Origin of the sequence: Nitrosopumilus sp. b1 (assembly GCF_014078545.1) — an archaeon.
Taxonomy (GTDB): Archaea; Thermoproteota; Nitrososphaeria; order Nitrososphaerales; family Nitrosopumilaceae; genus PXYB01.
In genome coordinates this window covers 1-1,003 of sequence record NZ_MU078776.1, presented here as the reverse complement: position 1 = coordinate 1,003, position 1,003 = coordinate 1, and the positions used below count along the sequence as shown (strand labels likewise).

Annotated in this window: 1 protein-coding gene; it reads left to right on the top strand. The window is 35.0% G+C overall.

Annotated elements, in window-relative coordinates:
- Positions 1 to 952: DHHA1 domain-containing protein (locus C6988_RS10685; RefSeq protein ID WP_182135422.1), on the top strand; the 952-nt coding region annotated here is incomplete at its 5' end.
- Positions 953 to 1,003: the final 51 nt, after the last annotated feature.

Below are 1,003 nucleotides of genomic sequence, written 5' to 3'. Positions count from 1 at the left end.
TCATAAAGAAGATGCAGATGGAATTTCTTCTGCTGCATTAATTCGAGAAGCCTTTGGTGGTGACTCTGTACTAGTTGACTATCCTGGACAAATGGAAGCATTAGAGCAGATAGCAGCTGATGAAAAATTAAAGACACTATACATCTGTGATTTGGGTCTTAGTAAGAAGAATCAGGATCAATTCGTTGAGATATTGGCGCAATTACGTAAGAAAAAGGTCTCAATTACTTACATTGATCATCATGATCTTGACTCACAAATTATCAAGCAATTAGAAAAACTAAAAGTAAAAATGATTCATGACATTAATGAGTGTACTACAGTTCAAGTTTATGATAAATTCAAATCAAAACTCTCTGATCATGCTTCATTTGTTGCAGCATGTGCTGCTATTACTGATTACATGGAAGATAGACCCATTGGTTCTCAATTATTGCAAATCTATGACCGACAATTTGCATTAATCAATGCAACAGTTCTTACATACAATATTGTAGGACATCAAAAGGATCCTGACTATTTGTTATACTTGGTCGAAGAGCTATCTGAATCAAAATTCCCATTTGAGATTCCAAATACCTTTGAGTTTGCACAAATTCAGGTGGCAAAACTCGCAGAGATGATTGCCAAAGTCAAAAAAGGAATGAAGACAATGAAGAACTTGGGATATATGGAAATCTTAGATGCTGGAGCAAGTGGTGCAGTAAACTTTGTCTTGGGATTATCAGGTAAAGATGTTGGAATTGCATACAAAGAGCGAGTAGACCATGGAATCTATGCTGTCTCTGTTCGTGGTTCTAAATCATGTAAGGTTCATCTTGGAAAACTAACCAACAATTTAGCAACATCATTAGGTGGTTCTGGTGGTGGACATGATAAGGCATGTGGTGCAGTTATTCCAAAGGCCAAAATTAAGACATTCATCAAAGAGTTCAACAAGCTATTAAAATAAAAAATTAAAATTTTATCTTAAGAATCCTGGAAGTTTTTTAATCAAATATGC